At 70.8% G+C, this 17,867-nt stretch carries 11 protein-coding genes; 4 read left to right on the forward strand and 7 right to left on the reverse strand.

Going from position 1 to position 17,867, the window contains the following annotated elements:
* Positions 1-22: 22 nt before the first annotated feature.
* The gene (locus tag ACIP6W_RS03375) at positions 23-4,255 is read right to left on the reverse strand and encodes a hypothetical protein (protein ID WP_400428286.1); all 4,233 of its coding nucleotides are present in this window, start codon (positions 4,253-4,255) and stop codon (positions 23-25) included.
* A gap of 132 nt (positions 4,256-4,387) precedes the next feature.
* Between ACIP6W_RS03375 and ACIP6W_RS03380 the strand changes: the two genes are divergently transcribed.
* Positions 4,388-5,218 (forward strand): aldo/keto reductase, encoded by an 831-nt coding sequence (locus ACIP6W_RS03380; protein ID WP_251160490.1) that lies wholly within the window; start codon positions 4,388-4,390, stop codon positions 5,216-5,218.
* A gap of 151 nt (positions 5,219-5,369) precedes the next feature.
* A complete protein-coding gene (locus ACIP6W_RS03385) occupies positions 5,370-7,409 on the forward strand; it encodes a hypothetical protein (RefSeq protein ID WP_400428289.1) in 2,040 nt (679 codons plus the stop codon).
* 62 nt (positions 7,410-7,471) lie between these two features.
* On the opposite strand, the gene ACIP6W_RS03390 is transcribed toward ACIP6W_RS03385, so the two are convergent.
* On the reverse strand, positions 7,472-8,620 hold the full coding sequence (locus tag ACIP6W_RS03390; protein WP_400428292.1) for a class I SAM-dependent methyltransferase: 1,149 nt from the start codon (positions 8,618-8,620) through the stop codon (positions 7,472-7,474).
* 145 nt (positions 8,621-8,765) lie between these two features.
* Between ACIP6W_RS03390 and ACIP6W_RS03395 the strand changes: the two genes are divergently transcribed.
* Positions 8,766-9,422: a GntR family transcriptional regulator gene (locus ACIP6W_RS03395; RefSeq protein ID WP_251160493.1), complete on the forward strand. Its 657-nt coding sequence runs from the start codon at positions 8,766-8,768 to the stop codon at positions 9,420-9,422.
* Positions 9,423-9,637: 215 nt separating this feature from the next.
* On the opposite strand, the gene ACIP6W_RS03400 is transcribed toward ACIP6W_RS03395, so the two are convergent.
* The 5 genes from ACIP6W_RS03400 to dnaK all read right to left on the reverse strand — a co-directional run bounded on the left by ACIP6W_RS03400 (position 9,638) and on the right by dnaK (position 15,752).
* Complete coding sequence (locus tag ACIP6W_RS03400; RefSeq protein ID WP_251160494.1) at positions 9,638-11,530, reverse strand: hypothetical protein; 1,893 nt, start codon at positions 11,528-11,530, stop codon at positions 9,638-9,640.
* 99 nt (positions 11,531-11,629) lie between these two features.
* Positions 11,630-12,040, reverse strand: coding sequence for a heat shock protein transcriptional repressor HspR (locus ACIP6W_RS03405; RefSeq protein ID WP_251160524.1), 411 nt, complete (start codon positions 12,038-12,040; stop codon positions 11,630-11,632).
* A 125-nt stretch (positions 12,041-12,165) separates the two neighbouring features.
* Positions 12,166-13,170: a DnaJ C-terminal domain-containing protein gene (locus ACIP6W_RS03410; RefSeq protein WP_251160495.1), complete on the reverse strand. Its 1,005-nt coding sequence runs from the start codon at positions 13,168-13,170 to the stop codon at positions 12,166-12,168.
* Between the two features lie 24 nt (positions 13,171-13,194).
* Entirely contained in the window at positions 13,195-13,884 is a 690-nt protein-coding gene (locus tag ACIP6W_RS03415) for a nucleotide exchange factor GrpE (RefSeq protein WP_251160496.1), read from the reverse strand.
* Between the two features lie 2 nt (positions 13,885-13,886).
* Positions 13,887-15,752, reverse strand: coding sequence for a molecular chaperone DnaK (gene dnaK / locus ACIP6W_RS03420; protein WP_209684142.1), 1,866 nt, complete (start codon positions 15,750-15,752; stop codon positions 13,887-13,889).
* Between the two features lie 247 nt (positions 15,753-15,999).
* Between dnaK and ACIP6W_RS03425 the strand changes: the two genes are divergently transcribed.
* The gene (locus ACIP6W_RS03425; RefSeq protein WP_400428296.1) at positions 16,000-17,793 is read left to right on the forward strand and encodes a hypothetical protein; all 1,794 of its coding nucleotides are present in this window, start codon (positions 16,000-16,002) and stop codon (positions 17,791-17,793) included.
* Positions 17,794-17,867: the final 74 nt, after the last annotated feature.

The raw sequence follows: 17,867 nt of genomic DNA on the forward strand, positions 1-17,867 counted from the left end.
CGGTCACGTCATCGCGTTTCGCTCAGTCGTCCGTGGGCGTCACCGAGTCCTTCCGACGGCTGCGGCGGATCCACACCAGGAGCACCGCGCCTCCGAGCAGGAGCACGATCGCTGCGGGCAGCGCGACCGCGAGGACCGAGGAACCGGTGAAGGCGAGCTCGATCGGCGTCGGCTCCGCTCGGACGATCGTCCGCACCCGCTCCGACGAGACCTCGGCGCCCTGCGGTGCTGCTCCTGTGGTCGCGGACCCGCCTACGGCCCCGGTCGCGATCCCGGTTCCGGCGAACGTGCTGGTGCCTCCGGTCTGCTGGGTGGTCACGTCACTCTCCACGACGGTGTCGCCGTCCGCCCGCGCGACCATCCCGGTGACCTGACCGACGATCACGACCTCGCCGGCCGCTGCCTCCGCGTCGGTCACCGTGTGCGGCGCCGACGTCGCGGTCGTCCGGGCCCCCGGCTCGAGGGCGGTCTGCTCGAGGTCCATCGCGACCGAGCCGTCCTGCGGCGCGATGTGCTCGGCCGTCAGGTTGCCGGTGTTGACCACGGTGTAGTGGACACGCACCTGGTCGCCCGGACGGAGCACCCGGTCGTCGTCCAGCGCGACGAGCTGCCCCGCGCGGTCCTCGACCACGGGCTCCGCGGTCAGGTCGAGTGCGCTCGCGGCGGTGAGCCCGACGCGGACCTCGTCCCGGCCGTTCGCGGTCAGTGCGTCCGGACCCACGGCGTCGACGACCGCAGCGACGGTCACCTGTCCGCGCTCGACGTCGGCCTGGTCGAGGACGTGGTCCGGAGCGGTGCAGTCGACGGACGCCCCCGGGGCGAGCGGCTCCGTGCCGCATTCGACGGGGAGGTCGGCCAGCTCGACGACCTCGCTCGTGACCGACCCGAGCGTCACGGTACCGGTGTTGGTCACCCGCACGCCGACTGCGACGTGGTCACCGGCGCGCGGCGCGGAGGAGTCGTTCCCGGCGAGGTGCGCGAGCACCTGCACGTCCACGGCGGGAGTCCGGTCGATGTCGGTACCGGCTCGCGTCGACGCAGTCACACGACGGTCATCCGTCCCGGTGGCCGTCGCGGCGAACGCGAAGTCGACCCGGCCGGCATCGACGTCCGCCTGGGACAGGCGGTACCGCGCCACCGTGCAGGCGGCCTCGGCTCCCGGGGCCAGCGTGTCGTCGGCGCAGGTGACGGCGAGGTCCTCGCGGTCGTCGACCGCCGCCGTCAGGCCGTGCACCGTGACGTTGCCGGTGTTGCGCACCCGGAGCGAGGCCTCGACCTCGTCCCCGGCGACGGGCGTCGCGTGTGCGCCGTCGACGACCTTCGCGGTCGCGTTCGTGTCGATCGCCGGAGCCCGGACGACGGACAGCGTCGTGTCCCCGGTTGCTTCGGCTCGCTGCTTGTTCGTGCCGGTCGCTGCGGCCTTCGTGTCGAAACGGACGGATCCAGCGTCGATGTCGGCCTGCGTCAGGGCGTACTGCGACACGGAACAGGTGGTCTCGGCGCCGGGGGCGAGCGCGTCGGTGACGCAGTCGACGTCCAGGTCGTCGCGGTCGACGACCGTTCCGCGGACACCCGTGACCGTGACGTTGCCGGTGTTGCGCACCGTCATCTCGACCGTCGCCGTGTCGCCGGCGAGGGGCACCTCGTGCTCGTTCGCGTCGAGGACGCTCGTCGCGGTCGTCGACACCGCGGGCACCCGGGCGAGCGAGACGGCTGCGGTGTCCGCCGCGGAGGCCTCGCGTCCGTCGGGACCGGTCGCACGCACCGTCACGGCGAGTTCGACCGTGCCGGCGTCGACCTCGTCCTGGGTGAGCTCGTGGTCGTCGATCGTGCACGTCACCTCGGCCCCGGGCGCGAGGGTGCCCTCAGGGCACTCGGATGCGAGCTCGCGGCCGTCCACCTCGACTGCCAGGTCGGAGAGCGTGACGTTCCCGCTGTTGCGGACGAGGACGTCCAGCGCGACGTGGTCGCCGGCCCGCGGTGCAGAGCCCTCGTCGACGAGTGCGGCGTGTGCGACAGCGGTGACGCCGCGGAGCTGGTCGATCGTGACCGAGGACGTGTCCGATGCCGCGACGTCCTGGCCCTTCGGGCCGCGCGCGGTCACCTCGGCGGTCAGGTCCACCGCGCCGCGGTCGATGTCCGCCTGGGTGAGTGCACCGTCCTCGACGGTGCACTCGACGTCCTCGCCGGGGGCGAGCGGTCCGGGCGGGCACTCCACCGGGAGTCCGCCGTGGTCGGCGATCACCGCGACGAGGTCGGACAGCGTGACGTTGCCGGTGTTCTCCACGACGAGGGTCGACGTGATCCCGTCGCCCACCGCCGGACGGCCATCCTGCGACTGCACGGCCGACGTCAGGACGGAGTCGACGGCCGGCGCCTGCGCCACGGTGTCCTGGGTCGTCGCAGCGTCGGAGCTCACCGTGCCGCCGGTCGCGCCGGTGCCGTGCAGCGCCGCGGCGAAGGCGACCGAGCCCGCGTCCACATCCGCCTGGGTCACCGTGTGGGACCCCTCGACGGTGCAGTCGATCGACGCACCCGGGGCGAGCGGGCCGTCCGGGCAGGTCGCACGGAACCCGGGGCGGTCCGCGATGGTGACCTCGAGGTCCGTGATCGAGACGTTCCCCGTGTTGGTGACCCGCGCCTCCAGGCCGATCTCGTCGCCGACGCCGGGTCGCCCGACGGCCTTCGAGGTGACGGTCAGGTCGGCAGCCGGCTGTCCGGCCGTCGCGGCGACGGATGCGGAGGCCGTCGCCGTCACGTCCTGCCCGAGTCGAGAGGACGCGTGCACCGACACGGCGTCGGTGACCGACCCCGCGTCGATGTCGTCCTGGGTGACGGGCCGCGCCGGCTCCGCGCACTCCGTCTGTGCGCCCGGCGCGAGCTCACGCACGGCGCAGGCGCCCTCGTCGGCCTGGCCGGTGGCCGCGAGGTCGCGGACCGTGACGTTGCCCGCGTTCCGGACGGTCGTGACGAACGTGACCGACTCTCCGAGGTCCGCCACCGCGTCACCGTTGCCGCCGGTCAGTTCCGCGCGCTCGGATGCCTCGAGCACGTTGTCCTCGGGCAGGAAGGTCACCGAGGAGTCGACGGCGACGTCGAGGCCCTTCGTCTGTGCGACGTCGGACGAGGACACCGTGTAGGTCCCTGGCGTCGTCGCGATGACGTCGAAGGAGACCGTGCAGTCAGCCGAGTCGATGGCCAGGTCGCCGCGGACCGACACCGCCGTCGCACCACCGGCGACGTCCGTGTCGGCGTTCGCGCAGGTGGTCTCGACCTTCGCGTCGTCGGCGACTGTCAGCCCGTCGGGGAGGCGCTCCGAGAACGACCAACCGGGCTTCCCGCCCTTCTCCGAGGTGTTCACGACCCGCAGCGACATCCGCGCCGTGTCGCCGACGATCGGCGTGCCCGCGAAGGCGTTGGCGAGCGTCGGGGTCGAGTCGACGATCGTCACCCGGTCGATGGCACCGTCGTTGCCGCTGTAGGAGGTCTGCTTGTTGACGAGCCGCCAACGCAGCTGCTCGCCCTGGAAGAGCACGCCGCCGCTCGAGACGAACTCGCCGCCACGGTACGTCGCACCGTTGACCGTGTAGCTCGCCGAGCGCTCGTCGTCGCACGGGTCGATGGGCCGATCCGACACCGAGTGCTCCTCGTTGCCGTCGACGAGCCGGAAGTCGAGCAGCGGGTGCGCGTAGTTCGCGCAGGCGCCGGCCGCCGCGTTGACGCCGAACGACACGAAGCGCCCGCTCGCGCCCAGGGAGAACGCGTCCTTCGACTCGATCTGCACGCCGTCGCGGGGCAGGTCACGCGAGGACGTCCACGCGCTGATCACGTGGTTCCGAAGCCCGTCGGACTCGGGGTCGGCGACCTTGCCGAGGACCTCACCGAGGGCTCGGAGCTGTGCGTTGCTGGAGCACCCGGCCATGTTCGTGCTCTCGGCACTCGTGATGATGCCGTTGCACTGTGAGGCATCGATCCAGGCTCGGTCGGCCGTGTAGGTCCCGCCGTCGCTGCCGACGTACTGGTCGAGCATGATCGGTGTCGTGCCGAGACCGTTCTCGAAGTCCTCGACGAACAACGGGCGGGGGTCGAGCGCGGTGCGGGCCAGCCCGCGCCCCGCGGAGGCCGGGTCAGCGGGGGCTGCCGCAGCCGGGACGACGGTGCCCAGCGTCGATGCGACGACGGCGGCGAGTGCGGTCGCGGACAGGGACGCAGAGAGAGCGGGCAGGGACGAACGCCCCCGTGATCGAGTGAGCAAAGGTCCTCCTGGTTCGGGATGAGCGCATATCAGTATGTCGCACGTTGTATACGCCCGCAAGAGCTGGGGATGGAGGATCGTCCCTGGATGTTCCCGGCACGTGCTCTGGAAGTCGTTTGGTTGCATGGCGTCATGACCGTTCCGAACATCACCCTGAACGACGGCAAGACCATCCCGCAGCTCGGCTTCGGCGTCTTCCAGATCGAGCCCGAGAACACGAAGGAAGCGACCCTCACCGCACTCGAGGTCGGCTACCGCCACATCGACACCGCCGAGATGTACGGCAACGAGAAGGAGGTCGGCGAGGCCATCGAGGCGTCCGGCATCCCGCGCGAGGAGATCTTCGTCACGTCGAAGCTCAACAACGGCTTCCACGACCCGGCCCTCGCCGCCGAGAACGGCAAGAAGTCGGCCGACCTGCTCGGCGGGTACACGGACCTCTTCCTCATCCACTGGCCGCTGCCGACCGTGACGGACTTCGTCCCGACCTGGAAGGCGATGGAGGAGCTCTACCACGCCGGCACCGCCCGCTCGATCGGCGTGAGCAACTTCCAGGCGCACCACCTCAACCGCCTGGCCGCCGAGACGACGATCACCCCGGCCGTCAACCAGATCGAGGTGCACCCGTACCTCGTGCAGGACGAGCTCCGCGCATACGGCACCGAGCACGGCATCGCGACCGAGGCCTGGTCCCCGATCGCTCAGGGCCTCGTGCTCGACGACGAGACCATCACCCGCATCGCCGGCGCCACGGGCAAGACCCCGGCGCAGGTCGTCCTCCGCTGGCACATCCAGCGCGGCGACATCGTCTTCCCGAAGTCGGTCACGCGCTCACGGGTCGAGGAGAACTTCGCGATCTTCGACTTCGAGCTCTCCGACGACGACATCACGGCGATCACGTCGCTCGACAAGGGCCACCGCACGGGCCCGGACCCCGACACGTTCGACTACGTCCCCGCCTGATTCGAAGTCACGTCGACGAAGCGCCCCGCCACCGGCGGGGCGCTTCGTCGTGCACGGGGTATCGCTCACACCCGGAATAGTTTCAGTATGCGAAATACAACATGGGTGCTCATCCGCACTGTCACTGGTCGGATCCCACCGAAAGGAACCCATGCGCAAGATCACCCGTACCGCCACCGGGGCGGCACTCGGACTCGTCCTCACCTCGTCGGGTTTCGTCGTCGCAATGGCCGCCAACGCGGCACCCGACCTCCCGACGATCCCTGGCGCGACGCACGAGCGACCCATCGCCGACAGCTTCACCGGCATCAACGAGGTCCAGGGGGCGCGGAGCACCGGCGAGCGTGACGGGCTCAGCGTCTTCGAAGCGAGCCGCGCAACCCCGTCCGTCGCCGTCACGAGCTCGGTCTCGAAGGGCTCGCTCAAGGTCGTCGACCAGCAGGGCCACCTGCTCTGCACCGGGCACAACACCCCGGCGAACCAGCACCTCTACACCTGCGACCTCGCCGTCCTGCCGTCGGGTCCGCAGGTCATCACCGCCGCGGTCGTCAAGGCGGACGGGCACCGCAGCGCTCCGGACCAGGCACAGCTCGACGCCTACGCCGCCGACCCGGTCGTCTCGTCCGTCGACCGGAAGGGCGACGACCTGGTCGTCCGTGGCACCGCGAACCGCGACGTGCGCGTCGAGGCATCGCTCGACCGGGGGTCGATCGTGGCGAGCGCCCCGACCGGCGCCGACGGCCGCTTCGAGATCACGATCCCGGGCGGTGCCGCCGCCGAGCAGGCCGCGCTCCGCGCCGTGAACGACGCGATCCCGGCCAGCACCCCGAACCACGACCTGTTCGCCGTGAGCAACTGGGCCCCGGTCGACACCGGCAGCACGCAGCCCGGCGACGGCGAGCAGCCCGGCGACGGCCAGCAGGGCGGCGGCGAGCAGCCGGGTGCCGGTCAGGGTGACGGCGAGCAGGGTGACGGCCAGCAGGGCGGCGGCGAGCAGCCCGGCGAGGGGCAGTCCCCGGTCGAGGCCGTGACGAACCTGCACGACGGCGACGAGGTCCGCACCTCGCAGCCGACGTTCGAGGGCACCGCTCGCCCCGGCGGCTCGGTGAGCATCGGCGGCATCACGGGCCCGGCGCTCGGCGTCGCCACCGCCGACGAGCACGGGCATTGGTCCACCAAGCTGGACGGGTCGCTCAACAAGGGCGAGAACCAGGTCGTCGTCCGCTTCCAGCAGGCGAACGGCGACTGGGTCGAGCGCCAGCGTCTCGACATCACCTACACGCCGAAGTCCTCGACGTTCGAGCCGGCCCTGGCGAGCGGATCGACCGTCAACGAGGCACGTCCCACGATCTCCGGCTCCGGCGTCCGCGCCTACAGCCCGGTGGACCTGGAGGACGCCGACGGCCGCACCTACGCCTCGGGGCGTGCGAACGCCGACGGTGAGTTCACGCTGACCTTCTCGCGCGACCTGCGCGAGGGCGAGAACGACCTGCACTTCCTCTTCGAGAGCCGAACCGGTGCCTGGACCAGCTCGGACTACGTCCTCACCTACTCGGCGCCCGGCGAGGGCACCGAGCAGCCCGGCGACGGCACCGAGCAGCCCGGCGACGGCAGCGGCACCGAGCAGCCCGGCGACGGCACCGAGCAGCCCGGCGACGGCAGCGGCACCGAGGAGCCGGGTGACGGCGCGTCCGACACCGCGTTCGCCGTCGACTCGACCCGCATCAGCGACAGCCAGGTCGCCGTGGACGTCCTCGGCCCGAAGGGCACCGAGGTGACCGTCGCGGCCAACGGCGAGACCAAGACGGTGACCCTCGGCGACGAGGAAGCGGCCCAGGTCGTCGTGACCGCTCCGAAGAAGCTCACCACGGTCGTCACCGCGACCGCCACGATCGACGGCGAGCAGGTCGAGCGCACGCTCACGATCGGCAACGGCGACCACGCCGCCGACCAGCTCGAGGCCCAGGTCACGAGCACCAGCGCCCTCTTCGGCACCGCGCAGATCACCGTGTGGGGCCTCCCCACCGGCATCGCCGGCCTGCAGGCCCACGAGGGCGAGCAGCAGCTCGCGGCGGGCGCGATCAAGGCCGACGGCGAGGGCAAGCTCTCCCTGTCCGGTCTCGCGAAGGGTGACCACGTGATCACCGTGACCGCCGGCGGCAAGCAGACCCAGGTGTCCGTGCACATCTGAGCCTGACCGCTCGCGCACGACGGCCCCGTCACCACGGTGACGGGGCCGTCGTCGTCCCCGCCTCAGTCGGCCCGGCGCGAGGCCGTCACCGTGAACTTCGCGGTCCGGACGACCTGTCGGGTCGGTCCGACGAGCCGCTCGAGCACGGGTCGGTACCGCAGGTGCGAGTTCCAGACGCACCACAGTTCACCGCCGGCCTGGAGGATCGTGGCCGCGTTGCGGAACATCGCCTCGGCCGCGTCGGTGCTCACCGTGGTGCCCTCGTGGAAGGGCGGGTTGCAGAGCACGAGCTTCGCAGACCCCTCGTCGAGCTCGTCGCCCGCGTCCGACCGGACGACCGTCACCCGGTCCGCGACGCCGTTCGCCACCGCCGTCGCCCGCGTCGACGCCACGGCGATCGCCGAGACGTCGGTCGCGACCACCTTGACGGCCGGGCGGCGGCGCGCCAGAGCAGTCGCGATGACGCCGTTCCCGCACCCGAGGTCGACGGCGACCCGCGCCGACGGGACGGCGTCTTCCACGACGTCGAGCAGCACCCGGGTGCCCTGGTCGAGCGACGTCCCCGCGAAGACGCCGCCGTGCGCGACGAGCGTCATCCCGAGCTCGTCGACGTGCACGGACCGCGGCCAGGGGTTCGTCGCGTCCGCGCGCACCGCCGTCGCACGGAGCGGGTCCTGCGCGACGAGCAGCCGCGACTTGCCGCGACCCCGTGACGCGGTGACCTCGCCGAAGTACCGGCGCAGGACGTCGTTCTGCGACAGGTTCATGTGCTTCGAGACGCCGCCGCAGAGCAGGACCACGTCGGGCGCCGCCCAGCGTGCGACGGCGCGTGCGAGTTCATCGAGCCGGTCGTTCGACTTCGACAGCCGGAGGAGCACCAGCCGGACGTCGCGGAAGGCCTGCTCGAGCGTCTCGGTCAGCACGAAGCCGCTCCGGCCGAAGGTGCCCGCGTTCGCCTGCAGCGCCCGCACCCCGACGAGCGAGTCCTGCACGACCCGGACACCCGACGCGCCGTGCACGGTCATGGCGCCGAGGGTCAGCACCCCGTACCGGTCGTCGACGACGGCGACCTCACCGGGCTGCCGGAGCGCGTCCCCGTGCACGTGCGGTGCCTCGTCGAGCATGAAGCGGTCGGTGCCGTCGATCGCGACGAGGTCGGGCTCGTCGCTGACCGGGGAGCGCCGGAAGTGGTCGGCGAAGTCGAATGGCACGGCCCCAGGGTACTCAGACGACGGTGCGGAGCCGCGCCGGTGCGCAGGGCAGCGGTATATCACCGGTGCCGGTGGTATCCCAAGCCCCTACGCTCGGAGGAGACCGTTGCGCGACGAGCAACGGCAGGACGAGCGAGAGGGGCCGATGTTCGCTTCGCCAGACGCCGGCCGGCGTCCCCGCCTGCGGGACCAGGCGCGGGAACGCCTGCGGACCGAGATCATGAGCGGGGCGCTCGCCCCGGGGACCCTGCTCGACGACGAACAGCTCGCGCTCCGGCTCCGGTGCTCCAGGACCCCGGTGCGGGAAGCACTGTCGGACCTCGGGCACCTCGGTCTCGTCGAGTTCCGCCCGAACCGGTACACGCGCGTCACGGTCCCGCGCCGCGACGAACTCATCCCGACGCTGCAGACGCTCGGACTGCTCTTCGGGGGCGTCGTCCGCACCACGATCGGCGACCTCGGGGACCGCGACCGCGCCGCACTCTTCCGCCGCATCGGGCTCGTGCTCGACTGCATGGCGATGCCGACGTGGCAGTGGGGCTCCGACGCGATCACCCCGGTCTACCGGACCTTCCTCGCGGCGTGCGACAACCCCCTGCTCGTCGCAGCCCTGAGCGGGACCCTCGACGGCCTGACGTACCGCCTGCGGCACGACGACATCCGGAGCGCGCTGCCCTGGGAGCACATCCGGAACGGCCTCGTCGCACTCCGCGTCGCGGTCGACTGCCGCGATGGACGGCTCGCGGAGCGGGCGACCTGCACGGTCCACCTGCTCCCCGACCCCGACCGCGGACGGTCCTGACGTGTGCGCGTCCTGCGTCCGCTCGGTCGTCGAGACGGTTCGCGCGCGTCGCCCCGGCCGCTGCTCCCCCGAGGACGACCGTCCCACGCTCCCCCGGTGCACGGCGGTCGACGGCGTCCGTCGTGACCTGTTCGACGACGACCTCCCGTGACGGCCGAGACGGCGGCGGCACCGGTCCCGGCCCCGCCGCCGACTCGTCGGACGAACCGTCGGGCTCAGCCCTCGGGGACGATCCGAACCGTGTCTCGCGTGGTGTTCGCGCCCTTCGACAGCGCCGTCGCGACCAGGTCGTGGTCACGGAGCGCGAGCGCCGGGGTCGTGATCGCCCAGTGGCCGTCAGCGTCGGCAGTGACGGACCCGTAGGCGGCGTCGTCATCGCCCTCACCGAGGCGCACCTGCGCGTGCGGTTCGGCGTTCCCGCTCACCCGCACCCGGTTGTAACCCGGGGTGATCGCGAAGCCGTCCCCGGGTGAGGTGATGCGCACGGCCCGACCGTAGTCGACCTCGACCTGCTCCGAGCCGGCGGGCTGGCCACCGATGGTCTGCACGGCGGTCACGGCCTGCTTCCCCGGCTGGTCCGGCGCCGGCACGGTGACCGACCAGTGTCCGTCCCCTCCGACCTCCACCGGCTGGACGGTCGTCCAGACCCCCTCGAGCGTGACGGTCCCACCAGCGGTCCCGGAACCCTCGATGACCACAGGCTTCGTGACGTCGTCCTCGAAGCGCGCCGTCGCGTCGAACGGCGCGGCGTCGAGGTGCACGGTGACGGACACGGGGTCGCCGATCGCCTGCTCACCGACCTTCGCCACGACCTCGACCGCCGTGTCGCCGACCCGGAGGCCGTCGACGACGAAGCGCCAGGCTCCGTCCGACGGCGTCACCGTCCGCGTGACGGTCCCGCCGTCGCGCTCCCACGTGACGTCGAGGGAGTCCGCACGGCGGGGCGCCGTCCCGGTCAGCGTCGCCGTCCGGGTCACCTCGTCCTGACTCTCGACCCGAGCAGTGAGCGCCTGGTCGACCACGGTGGTCGCGGTGGTGGCGGTCGTGTCGAACGAGGCACCCGGGAAGCTCCCGGTCAACTTGCCGGTCATGCCACTCGTGGTCGTCGCGACGTCGGCCGGGGTCTGCACGTCCAGCGTGAAGCGGAAGCGCTGGTCCTTCGCCACGTCCCAGTCACGGTTCCCGAGCTGGAAGGTGTACGTCCGCCCGTCCGCCGCTCGCGACCCGTCGACGAGCGAGTCCCCGCCGAAGCGGTGCCAGGTGCCGCCCTCCAGGTACTCGCCGCGCTGCCGGTCCTGGCCCGGAGCGAACGTCGTACCCTCCGGTGCGGTGACCACGAGCTTCCCCGTCGGCGTGTGGAACGCCGACTTCGCCGTGTACGACACCGAGACCGGCGTCGTGGCACCGCGCTGCAGGTCCGCCGTGCCGGTGTCACCGACGATCTGGCCGGGCGTCGGCGGGAAGTCCACCACGACCGACGTCTCGTCCCGGTACCGACCGTCGACCCACTGCTGGAACGTGATCCGGTTCTGCCCGGTCGACAGTCCCGTCACCGTCGCGCTCCACGTCCCGGTCCGATCACTCGTCGCCGTCGCCACCTGGGCGCCGCCGCGCTTGATGACCGCTCGGCCGGTCGCCGTGCCGGTGATCACCGCCGAGCGGTTCGTGTCGTTCTTGCTCTGCACCCTGGCGGTGATGCCGAGCTGCGGGAACGGGCGCGTCGCGGAGCCCGCCGTCACCGTCGCCGAGTTCTTGCACCCGAAGACGGAGCAGGCGTACGTCCAGTAGGTCGGCGTCCGCGTCTCGCCGTACCCCCACCCGTCGAACTCCGCGGTCGAGGTCCCGCCGTCCCAGTGGTAGTCACTCGAGCTCGTCGGCCCGACGTTCCCGACGTGGATCTGACACGTGTACTCGATCACCCCGCAGTGCGGCTGCCCGGTCACCTGGTACCGGTCCGGACCGAGGGGCGTCAGGCCCACCCCGGTCGGAGCCTTCGCGATGGTCCGCGTCGATCCCACCGGCGAGCCGGGCTGTTCATCGGTCGCCGCCGTCGCCATCGCCGTGGGTACCAGCGCCAGTGCGGCCGCCAGCACCGTGATGCCGATCATGCCGAGCGATCGTGTTCGTCGTCGCATCGTTCCTCCTGTTCTCGATCACGACCTTCGTGATCGAGAACAGTCAATCGAAATACGACATGCTACGTTCGGTCACCGCTCCGGGCGGTACAGCACGACCGCGGTGTTCCGCTGTGGTCGCATGCCGGCGCGCAGCGGGACCGCAGCGCCGGTCGTCGTCGCCGCGAAGACACGGGCGCCCGGTCGCGCGATGAGCTGATCGGCGAGCGCCCGCTCCAGCTCGCGCACGCGATCGCGCAGCACCTGGTTCTCGTTCTCGAGGTCGAGCACCCGTCGAATCCCCTCCAACGACACCCCCTCGGAACCGAGCCGCGCGATCTCGCGCAACTGCGCGACGTCGCGCATCGAGTAGCGGCGCGAGCCGCCGCGGGTGCGGCCCGGCACGACCAGGCCGAGCCGGTCGTACTGCCGCAGCGTCTGCGGGTGCATCTCGGCGAGCTCCGCCGCCACCGCGATCGCGAAGACGGGCGAGTTCTCGTCCATGTCGGTCATGGCTGGTTCCTTTCCGTCGTCCGCGTGGTCCGGAAACCAGTCTGGAGGCCCGGTGACGGTTCCTGACGGAGCCGCACCGAGCCTCCAGACCGGTTCACTGCTGTGGCTGCGCAGCGCTAGCCGCGCGCCTTGGCGAGGAGGTCCTCGCGGGGGTCCTCGTCGGGCAGGGCTGCGCGGAGGGCCTCGACGGCCTCGCGCTGCTTGTCCGACAGGTGCGACGGCACCGCGACCTGCACGGTGGCGAGCAGGTCACCGGTGCCGCTCTTGGTCGTGACCCCGCGTCCCTTGACGCGCAGGACGCGGCCGGACGGCGTGCCGGGGGCGACCTTGAGCTTGACGGGCTCGCCGCCGAGCGTCGGCACCTGGATCGTCGCGCCGAGCGCCGCCTCGACGAACGTCACGGGGACATCCACGCGGAGGTGCTGCCCGTCGCGCTCGAAGACCGGGTGCTTGCGGACGGAGACGCTGACGACCAGGTCGCCGGCCTCTCCGCCGTCCGGACTCGGCTCGCCGCGCCCGCGCAGGCGGATCTTCTGCCCGTCGGCGACGCCCGCGGGGATACGGACGTTCACCGGTCGGCCGTTGCCCTGCGAGAGCTTGACGGTGTCACCGGCGATCGCGGTGGTGAAGTCGAGCGTCGTCGACGCCGTGACGTCGCGGCCCTTGGTCGGACCACCGAAGCCGCGGAAGCCGCCGGACGACTGCCCGAAGCCCTGCCCGCCGCCGAACATCCCGCCGAGGATGTCCTCGAAGCCGCCGGCGCCGCCGCGAGCACCGCCCTGGCCGAAGCGCACACGCTGCCCGCCCTGCTGGCCGAACATCCCGCCGAAGACGTCCTCGAACCCGCCGCCCTGACCCGGGCCACCCGCGGTGAAGCGGGCGCCGGACCCCATGGCACGGACCTGGTCGTACTCGGCGCGCTGCTCCTTGTCGGAGAGCACCGAGTAGGCCTCGCTGATCTCCTTGAAGCGGGACTCGGCGGCAGCGTCACCCGGGTTGGAGTCCGGGTGGTACTGCCGGGCGAGCTTCCGGTAGGTCTTCTTCAGCTCAGCGTCGCTCGCCGTCTTGTCGACGCCGAGGACCTTGTAGAAGTCCTTGTCGAACCAGTCCTGACTGGCCATGAATCCCTACCTCCTTCCCGAGCCTCAGGCCGGGACCGCGACGGCGACCTTGGCCGCGCGGAGCACGCGGTCGCCGAGCTTGTAGCCCGGCTCCACGACGTCCGCCACGGTCTGGTCGGTCGCACCCGGCGTGGGCAGCTGCACGATCGCCTCGTGCACGTTCGGGTCGAAGAGCTCGCCCTTCTCGCCGATCTGCACCAGCTTGAACTTCTCGAAGCCGCCGCGGATCTTCTGGCCGATGACCTGCATGGGGCCCTCGGTCAGGTCGCCGTGCGCCTCGGCGCGGGTCAGGTCGTCGAGGGCCGGCAGCAGGGCGCGGACGACCTCGGCGATGACGGCGTCGCGGTTCGCCTCACGGTCGCGCTCGACGCGCTTCCGGAAGTTCACCAGCTCGGCCTGCGCGCGGAGCATGTCGGCGCGCATGTCGGCGACGAGGTCACGGTCGGCCTGCGACAGCTTGTCCTCTTCCATGCCGCGGGCCGCGTCGTCGAGCAGGGCCTGGTCCTCCGGGGAGAGGTCGCTGGCCTCGTCGGCACCCGCCTGGTCGCCCTTCGCCCGGTCGGCCTGCGGGCCGCCGGCGGCGGGGCCGTCCGTGGGGATCTCCACGTCCGGCCCCTCCGCCTCGATGAGGTCCTCGGGCTCCTGCGCGTTGGTGGCGTCGCCCTCGACCTGGGGCTCGTCCTCGTTCGGCACGTTGTCCTTGGGGTCCGTCATCGTTACTTCTTGTCCTTGTCGTCCTCGTCGTCCACGACCTCGGCGTCGACGATGTCCTCGTCGTCCTCCTGCGGCTGGTCGGCGGTCGGCTGCTCGCCACCGGCCGCGGCGCCCGCGTCCTGCTGGGCGTAGATGGCCTGGCCGAGCTTGCCCTGCGACTCGTTGAGCTTGTCGAAGGCGGTCTTCACGGCCTCGTCGTCGTCACCCGCGAGGGCCGACTTGAGGGAGTCGACGTCCGCCTGCACCTCGGACTTGACGTCCGCGGGGAGCTTGTCGTCGTTCTCCTTGATGAGCTTCTCGATCGAGTAGACGAGCTGCTCGGCCTGGTTGCGACGCTCGTTGGCCTCACGGCGGGCCTTGTCCTCGGCGGCGTGCTCCTCGGCCTCGCGCACCATGCGCTCGATGTCCTCCTTCGGCAGCGACGAGCCGCCGGAGATGACCATCGACTGCTCCTTGCCGGTGCCCTTGTCCTTCGCGGACACGTGCACGATGCCGTTGGCGTCGATGTCGAAGGTGACCTCGACCTGCGGCACGCCGCGGGGAGCCGGGGCGATGCCGGTGAGCTCGAAGGTGCCCAGCGGCTTGTTGTCGCGGGTGAACTCGCGCTCGCCCTGGAAGACCTGGATCGCGACCGACGGCTGGTTGTCGTCGGCGGTCGTGAAGGTCTCGCTGCGCTTGGTCGGGATCGCGGTGTTGCGGTCGATGAGCTTCGTCATCAGGCCACCCTTGGTCTCGATGCCGAGGGACAGCGGCGTGACGTCGATGAGCAGGACGTCCTTGCGCTCGCCCTTCAGGACACCGGCCTGCAGGGCGGCACCGACGGCGACGACCTCGTCCGGGTTGACGCCCTGGTTCGGCTGCTTGCCACCGGTCAGGCTCTTGACGACCTCGGCCACGGCGGGCATGCGGGTCGAACCACCGACGAGCACCACGTGCGCGATGTCGTTGACCGAGACCCCCGCCTCCTTGATGACGTCGTTGAACGGCTTCTTCGTGCGGTCGAGCAGGTCGGAGGTCATCTGCTCGAACTGCGCGCGCGAGATGGTCTCGTCGAGGTTCAGCGGGCCCTCGGCGGTGAGCGTGAGGTACGGGAGCTGGATGTTCGCCGACATCTGCGACGAGAGCTCCTTCTTGGCCTGCTCAGCGGCTTCCTTCAGGCGCTGCTTCGCGATCTTGTCGGTCGACAGGTCGACGCCGTGCTCGTCCTTGAACTTCTTGACGAGGTGGTCGACGATGCGCTGGTCCCAGTCGTCGCCGCCGAGGCGGTTGTCGCCCGAGGTCGCGCGGACCTGGATCGTGGAGAAGTCGTCGTCCTTGCCCACCTCGAGCAGGGAGACGTCGAACGTGCCACCACCGAGGTCGAAGACCAGGATGAGCTCGTCCTCCTTGCCCTTGTCGAGGCCGTAGGCGAGCGCCGCGGCGGTCGGCTCGTTGATGATGCGGAGGACGTTGAGGCCGGCGATCTCACCGGCGTCCTTCGTGGCCTGGCGCTCGGCGTCGTTGAAGTACGCCGGGACGGTGATGACCGCGTCGGTGACGTCCTCGCCGAGGTACTGCTCGGCGTCGCGCTTGAGCTTGCCGAGGGTGCGGGCCGAGATCTCCTGCGGCGTGTAGCTCTTGCCGTCGATGTCGACCTTCCAGTCGGTACCGATGTGGCGCTTCACGGAGGCGATGGTGCGGTCGACGTTCGTGACGGCCTGGCGCTTGGCGGTCTCGCCGACCAGGACCTCGCCGTCCTTCGTGAAGGCGACGATCGACGGCGTGGTGCGGAGCCCCTCGGCGTTCGCGATGACGGTGGGCTCGCCACCCTCGAGCACGCTGACGACCGAGTTGGTGGTTCCGAGGTCGATGCCTACTGCACGTCCCATGTTGTGGTGCTCCTTCGGTTGGGTTCGTGGTCTTGCTGAAGCCTACGCGGAGTTGCGTCCGCTGCACTCAAGTTTACTCGGGTCGCCGGGTGCGTCAAGTCGAAGGCCTGGAAGTTGCGCCGACCGGACTCAAGCGGCCCGCGGGTATGCATCACGCTTCGGAAGAACTCAGCGTCCGTTGCAATGTTTCAGATTCCACGTTGGCGCCGCGGAGTTGCGCGGCACGATCCGAAGGACGTCCTCACAGATGAAGAAGACCCTCCGAGCAGCCGGGGCCGTCGGCCTCACCGCCGCGACCATCGTCACCGGGCTGGGTCTCGGCCATGCTGCCGCGACTGCGGCGCAGGACGACAGCAGCAACGAGACCCGGGGACTCGCGTCGCCGGCCGGCGCGAGGACACCGGCGGAGCGCGAGGTCAGGGCCCTGGAGGCGACAGCCACGTTCTCGTCGAACGTCGAGACCGTCGTCCAGCTCTCCGGGACCGGTCAGCCGAACACGACCGTGAACTTCTGGTCCGGGTCGAACAAGCTGCCGTTCACCGCTCAGACCGACGAGAAGGGCGATTGGGAGGCGCCACTCAATCCGCCGAACCGCCCCGGCGTCTACCGACTGACCGTGAGCCAGACGATCGGTGGTGACGAGCACGACAGTGAGATCGAGCTCCCGGTCGACTACGGGAAGGGCGTCGAGGTGACCTCGGACGAGACCCCGACACTCGGGCCGGACGGCTCGGTCACGATCGACGGCACGGCACCGGACGGAACGGTCGTGCAGGCACGGGAGGTCGGGAGCGACCGGGTGCTCGAGTCCGCGACCGCGGGACCGAGCGACACCTTCACGCTGCGGCTCGATGGCCTCGAGGACCGCGAGCACCACCTCGTCGTCGAGGGCATCACGAAGGGGTACAACCGCACCTCGGACGATGTCACGGTGAAGCCGGAGCAGGGCGGCCTCGTCCCCGCGACGGTCACGACGAAGGACTTCACCGCCGGGACCGCGAACACCTTCACGGGGACCGCCACCCTCGGTGCGACGGTCCGGATCCTCGATGCAGACGACCACGACATCCTCGGCCGGGAACTCCCCGTCGACGCCGACGGCGGATGGGAGTTCACGAAGTCCTTCCCGTCGGACGCGACCGAGTTCGCCTTCAAGGTCCGGCAGAGCAGGGGAACCGACACGCTCACCAGTGACCTGTTCACCCTGCGGTCCGACATCGCGGACTTCTCCCCGGTCACACTGGCGACGAAGACCGTCATCCCGGGCCTGGAGAACACCGTCACCGGACACGCGACGCCGGGCGCGAGCCTCCGGATCCTGAACGCCTCCGGAACGCAGATCGTCACCGGCACGATCACGGCGGACAGCGCCACCGGGGCCTTCTCGTTCACCCGCGTGGTCTCGAAGGGAGCATCGAAGCTCGAGTTCGCGATCGAGCAGACGAAGGACGGCAAGAAGCTGACCTCGCCGCTGTTCTCGCTCGCCGCCGACACCGCTGCAGCCCCCGCTCCGGTCGTCGTGGACAACACGATCGTCGAAGCCGGTGTGGAGAACACGTTCACCGGCAAGGGGCCGGCAGGCGCGGTCTACCGCGTACTGAACGTGTCGAACACGCAGATCGTCCCCGGAACCTTCGCCATCTCGAAGGACGGCGACTGGACCTTCACGCGTGTCGTCTCCTCGACCGCATCGAAGTTCGACTTCAAGCTCGAGATCACCCTGCCCAGCGGACAGCAGTACCGCACCTCGGTGTTCTCCCTCGCCGCGACCGTGTTCCGCCCCGTCACCGTGGACCAGACCAGCGTCACCCCCGGAGTCCCGAACCGCTTCACCGGCAACGGGACGCCCGGCGCGACGTTCCGCGTGCTGAACGTCTCCGGGACGCAGATCGTGCCCGGCACCTTCACGATGACCGGTTCGGGCAGGTGGCAGTTCGACCGCGTCGTGTCGTCCACCGCGAAGAACTTCCGCTTCAAGCTCGAGGTCACCAAGAACGGGCAGACCGAGACCAGCGAGCTCTTCGACCTCCCTGCGGAGTGACCTGACCACGACCGGGAGGCCGCACGCACCAGCGGTGCGGCCTCCCGCTTTCCCCCTCGCTCGTCATGAACGCC

It is taken from the genome of Curtobacterium sp. NPDC088465 (genome assembly GCF_044753165.1).
Classification (GTDB): domain Bacteria; phylum Actinomycetota; class Actinomycetes; order Actinomycetales; family Microbacteriaceae; genus Curtobacterium.

What these genes read in the sequence shown, in the direction of transcription:
- ACIP6W_RS03380 (WP_251160490.1), top strand. Translation starts at nt 4,388, where the DNA reads ATGACCGTTCCGAACATCACCCTGAACGACGGCAAGACCATCCCGCAG.
- ACIP6W_RS03385 (WP_400428289.1), top strand. Translation starts at nt 5,370, where the DNA reads ATGCGCAAGATCACCCGTACCGCCACCGGGGCGGCACTCGGACTCGTC.
- ACIP6W_RS03395 (WP_251160493.1), top strand. Translation starts at nt 8,766, where the DNA reads ATGTTCGCTTCGCCAGACGCCGGCCGGCGTCCCCGCCTGCGGGACCAG.
- ACIP6W_RS03400 (WP_251160494.1), bottom strand. Translation starts at nt 11,530, where the DNA reads ATGATCGGCATCACGGTGCTGGCGGCCGCACTGGCGCTGGTACCCACG.
- ACIP6W_RS03405 (WP_251160524.1), bottom strand. Translation starts at nt 12,040, where the DNA reads ATGGACGAGAACTCGCCCGTCTTCGCGATCGCGGTGGCGGCGGAGCTC.
- ACIP6W_RS03410 (WP_251160495.1), bottom strand. Translation starts at nt 13,170, where the DNA reads ATGGCCAGTCAGGACTGGTTCGACAAGGACTTCTACAAGGTCCTCGGC.
- ACIP6W_RS03415 (WP_251160496.1), bottom strand. Translation starts at nt 13,884, where the DNA reads ATGACGGACCCCAAGGACAACGTGCCGAACGAGGACGAGCCCCAGGTC.
- dnaK (WP_209684142.1), bottom strand. Translation starts at nt 15,752, where the DNA reads ATGGGACGTGCAGTAGGCATCGACCTCGGAACCACCAACTCGGTCGTC.
- ACIP6W_RS03425 (WP_400428296.1), top strand. Translation starts at nt 16,000, where the DNA reads ATGAAGAAGACCCTCCGAGCAGCCGGGGCCGTCGGCCTCACCGCCGCG.